The sequence below is a fragment of the Acaryochloris sp. IP29b_bin.137 genome (assembly GCF_028285745.1).
Lineage (GTDB): Bacteria > Cyanobacteriota > Cyanobacteriia > Thermosynechococcales > Thermosynechococcaceae > Acaryochloris.
Genome location: NZ_JANQOP010000062.1, coordinates 1 through 2,608, shown reverse-complemented (window position 1 = coordinate 2,608; position 2,608 = coordinate 1). Strand labels below are relative to the sequence as shown.

Sequence of the window (2,608 nt, the reverse complement as noted above, 5' to 3'; positions counted from 1 at the left end):
AGGGTAGTCGTTTCGGCCACCCTATTTTCTTTGAAATCACACTGCCCTATCTACTGCTGACTCTAGATTTGAAGTACCTTGTCATCCCCAAAGCTCATTCTTCTACCAGAATTTAATGAGGAGATTCTTGGGCCTTACCAGCACAACATCCGAATTCCTCAACATCTAACGCTGAGTGAATGGAGGCTGGTGAATGTTTAGGGAACTTGCAACGGAATCAACCGATTCTCAGGGAGATGTTCAACAAACTCACCCTGCTTAGATAAAACAACGATCAGTTCCAGGGGCCAGTCCGGTTCTAGATGTAGATCGCTCCAAGGGACTGCTATTTCTAGACATTGATCAAGACCGATTTGCACCTGATGGGATCGACCATGCCACTGTTCATGATCGGCGGCTTCTTCCAGCCAAATGTCATGATTGGTGAGGTTAATGCCCAGATGATGGTGGTATCGATAGTTGAGAGGACTCTGATCGGGCACTTGCCCGAGAGGAATCAGGCTATTGTTCATGGTCTGCCCTGGATAGAACCACAGCAGGTGTAGTTCTGGGGGAGAGTCCACACCTGGCTTTTTACCCACCTGAAAATCAAACCGCATATAGAAATTGAGGTGATCCAAGCCATACCAGAGGCGTTGGATGGTGCTACTGCGGTGCATCGTGCCCCTAGAACCGGCAATGGTCATTCGCCCTGCATGATCCCAATCCTGTTCATCCACCACACCATTGATGATCGGATGGATAAAGCTTTGAGGACGGTGGTCCGCTGTAGACTGATGTTCCTCCAGGGGATACTGAAGAACTTCGGGGACTGGCTCGTCCAAAGATTGATAGAGGGCAATTAAATGCTCCCTGAAGAGCTGATCGAAAATCTCATCCTGATTGGAAGAATGTCCCTCGCCAAACCACCAAAACCAATCGGATCCTTCTGCCGCATAAAGCGCTTCCCAAGCATCGGGGTTCTGCTCCTCTGTCGCTTCGGGGTGTTTCTCTAAGGTTTTTCTGGCCTCAGTTAATAAATCCCAGGCGCGATTTTTGACGGGATCGCCAATCCAAGTGGTGAAGCTGCCATCGACCCAGGATCCACTATGGAGTTTAGTGGTGGGTAAGGACTCTTGGGGAGGGAATTGCTCTAGGTATTCGGAAACGGTTACTAGTTTAAGGTCATCAATATCGCTGAGCTGTTGGTAGAGACTTTCTAGAAAAGGAATACCGTCTCGCTCATAAAACTCCCAACAGTTTTCGCCGTCTAGGGCAATCGTCACCAGCCAGGGCTTTGCCAGAGCGCTTCCTTCTTCGGGTTGACGGTGAATGAGGGTGTTTGCGATCACATGTAGGTGCCCCACTAAATCCGAGGCGGCCTCTTCTGGTGGCATGGCGCTATAGGTAAAGCCCACCAAATCTGACAAGCGGTGATCTCGGAAAACAATCGACAGATCGCCTTCATAGGTGCTTAAGCGATAGGGCTGATAGAGAATTTCAGGTTCATAGACATTGCCATATTCATCCCGATGGAAGAAATGATGGGTAGTCCACCCTAAAACTGCCTCATCGGAGCAGAGCCAGTCAAAGCCCTGTTTGGCGACATAGGGCAAAATATGGGGACTCACCGACTGCTCTGAGGGCCAAAGTCCCCGGGGAGATCGTCCAAACCGTTCTTCATACATCTCCCACCCTTTCTGGAGGTGGCGAGGGATATCGTCCGGCCATTGAAATTGAGCTTCGGGTAAATCCATATGGGGAAAGGCCACTCGTCCCGCGTAGGTATCGGCTAACAGGGGCAGAATGGGATGAGTGTAGGGAGTCGTCATCACCTCTAGCTGACCATCCTCCTGCATCTGCCGATGTTGAGGCACAATGCGACTGAGAATCTGGCGCTGCTTTTCGATAATGTCTTTGCGATCTTGCAAGCTAAAATTGCGATCTTGCTGTAGCCAGCGGGCTATATCCGGGTCATCCCAAAACAGAGGATCAATCCAGGCTAAATTGTGCCAGGCTAGCAAATCTCCGTAGTCTTGGGCCGCCCAGTTTTCTAGGCACCAGGCTTCCCCTTTTTCCTGCTTTTGACAGAACAATTCAGCGTAGCGAGGATGGGGATCAACTAAAGTTTGATGATGGGCATCAAAAAAATGTTGGGCAATAAAGCGATGCTGGTCTGGTGTGAGCTGTTCGGTGGGCAAGGTCGCCACTGCTAGGTAAGGATCGACAGCGGTTCCGGCCACGTAATCTTCGATCTGCATCAACAGGGACGGCACCAGGTTAACGGTTTGGTGAAGTTTGGGATATCGACTCAGCAGCAGGACTAAATCCAAATAATCTTTAGTCCCATGCAATCGAACCCAAGGTAGGCGGTATTGGCCGGTGACCCGGCTCTTATATAAAGGCTGGTGCTGATGCCAAATAAAAGCGATATAAAGCGGGTGAGTCATAGGTCACCGTATACTGAGGATTGGCACATTTCAAAACAAAAGGATTTGCTGCATGGCATCCATCCAAGCGTTGCATCAACAGCTGGTCAAGAAAGAGCGATCAGCCCAAGAAATTACCGAAGCAGCCCTGGAAACCATTGATCAATTAGAACCCAAACTCCATAGTTTTTTGGCCATTA

General features: G+C 49.6%; 1 protein-coding gene. It reads right to left on the bottom strand.

The annotated features are described in order from the left end of the window. Positions 1-197: 197 nt before the first annotated feature. Complete coding sequence (locus tag Q0991_RS04720; RefSeq protein ID WP_299485967.1) at positions 198-2,429, bottom strand: glycoside hydrolase; 2,232 nt, start codon at positions 2,427-2,429, stop codon at positions 198-200. Positions 2,430-2,608: the final 179 nt, after the last annotated feature.